General features: G+C 20.8%; 2 protein-coding genes. One reads left to right on the top strand and one right to left on the bottom strand.

Annotated elements, in window-relative coordinates:
- On the top strand, window positions 1-1,177 hold a 1,177-nt coding region (gene lysA, locus GJU03_RS02070), incomplete at its 5' end, for a diaminopimelate decarboxylase (RefSeq protein WP_168919021.1).
- A gap of 8 nt (window positions 1,178-1,185) precedes the next feature.
- On the opposite strand, the gene GJU03_RS02065 is transcribed toward lysA, so the two are convergent.
- Window positions 1,186-1,841 (bottom strand): MutH/Sau3AI family endonuclease (locus GJU03_RS02065; RefSeq protein ID WP_168919020.1); only part of this gene is annotated, 656 nt, incomplete at its 5' end.

Raw genomic sequence — 1,841 nt, 5'->3', positions numbered from 1 at the left:
GTTATATTGTGTTGAAAATATAAAAAATAAAATTTTACAATTAAAAAAGTTTGATATAATTAGATTTGCACAAAAATCTTGTTCTAATATCAATATTTTAAAAATTATGAGACATGAAGGAGTTAAAGTCGATGCTATTTCATTAGGAGAAATAGAAAGAGCTTTGATTGCTGGTTATGATCCTAAAAAAAATAATGATATTGTATTTACTTCTGATATTTTTGATACACAAACGTTAAAACGTGTTATTGAATTAAATATTACTGTAAATATTGGATCAATGGATATGATACATCAATTAGGTAGTATTTCTAAAGGACATAATATATGGTTAAGAATTAATCCTGGTTTTGGACATGGTCATAATAAAAAAACAAATACAGGAGGAGAAACAAGTAAACACGGGATTTGGTATAAAGATTTAAAAAAATCAATTTATTATATAAAAAAATATAATTTAAATTTAATTGGAATACATATGCATATAGGATCAGGAGTTAATTATTATCATTTACAAAAAGTATGTAATTCAATGTTAAATAATGTTTTACAACCTTATATGCCAAAAATTAATATTATTTCAGCCGGAGGAGGATTATCTATACCTTATAAAAAAAATGATATAAAAGTAAATACTAATCATTATTTTACATTATGGAATAATACAAGAAATATTATTAATAATTTTTTTAAAAAAAATGTTCAATTAGAAATTGAACCAGGAAGGTTTTTAGTAGCAGAATCAGGCATTTTAATTTGTCAAGTATGTGCGATAAAAAATATAAAAAAAAGAAAATTTGTTATAGTAGATGCAGGTTTTAATGATTTAATTAGACCTGTAATGTATGGTAGTTACCATTATATATCTGCAATTTCATCTAAAGGTGAAGATATGTCTAATAACTCAAAAATTGCTACTATTGTAGCAGGACCTTTATGTGAATCAGGAGATATATTTACACAGATAGATAATGGAGAAATTTCTTATTTTATGTTACCTATAGTAAAAATTGGTGATTATTTAATTTTTCATGATACTGGAGCATATGGAGCATCAATGTCTTCTAATTATAATAGTAGACCATTAATACCTGAAATTTTAATTGAAAATAATATCCCTAAAATTATCAGACGTCGTCAAAAAATACAAGAATTAATTAACTTAGAATTATTTTAAAAAAATTTTTAATGATTATTTCTTAATAAGGAATTTAAAAATTTTTTTTTAAAATATAAAGCTTTGGGGAAAATAGATATAATTTTACCTAAATGATTTATTGTCTTAGTAAAAGATTTTTTATTTCCTTTATTTTTTATTGATAAAATATAACCATTATAAGAATTTATGTTTTTTATTTTACCTAAAATTAATAACTTAATTAAATTATTCCAATCATAATTTAACTTTATTTTATCATTTATAGTTGGTACCCAAAAAAATGGTTTACCTATTTTTCGTTTAAAAAAAGGTATATTTATATCTCTAATAATAGGTATCCATAAAATTTTAGATAATTTATTATATAATTTACTTTTATAAAAACATAAAACATTTTTATTAACTAAAGGTAAAGAACAAATAAAAATATCATTAATAATTTTATTATTTAAATTAATAGTTATTGTTTTAATTTCTATACCAAGATATGGTATATCTTGATTAGATTTATGATTATGTTTTTTACCTATTAAATAAAATTCTATTAATTTTCCTATTAATCCTTTATCGTTTTTAGAATTATTAGATATTTTATAATTTAACCATCTCATAATATCTATTATTGAATATCCTGTTATTAATTGTGCTCTTAAAAAGAGAATGTTTTCATTAGGAATAAAAG

This window comes from Enterobacteriaceae endosymbiont of Donacia bicoloricornis (genome assembly GCF_012567955.1).
GTDB lineage: Bacteria > Pseudomonadota > Gammaproteobacteria > Enterobacterales > Enterobacteriaceae.
The sequence above is the reverse complement of the archived record's forward strand: the minus strand, read 5'-3'. Positions and strand labels throughout refer to the sequence as shown.